We start from the raw sequence: 242 nt of genomic DNA on the forward strand, positions 1-242 counted from the left end.
GCGGCCCAGTCCTTTCGTGCGATCGAATCCTTGAGCTGGCTGGCCGATGCCGAGGTCATGAGTGTTGAACGTCATCTGCAGTTGATCGCGTTGGGTACGTGTTGGGTGGCGGTGGATACTGCTGGCCAGGTCCAGGGTTTTCTCAGTGCACAGATGTTTGATGACGACCTGCACATCCATGAACTGTCGGTGGCGCAGGTCATGCAGGGCCGTGGCGCAGGGCGGCAATTGCTTGAGGCCGT

At 59.5% G+C, this 242-nt stretch carries 1 protein-coding gene; it reads left to right on the plus strand.

Annotation, left to right across the window (positions count from 1 at the left end; translation table 11 throughout):
* The coding region (locus ACKX14_RS16385; RefSeq protein ID WP_422449497.1) for a GNAT family N-acetyltransferase at positions 1-242 on the plus strand (242 nt) is incomplete at both ends.

This window comes from Thermorhabdus hydrogeniformans, from assembly GCF_049310025.1.
GTDB lineage: Bacteria > Bacillota > Thermosediminibacteria > Thermosediminibacterales > Tepidanaerobacteraceae > JBJYKD01.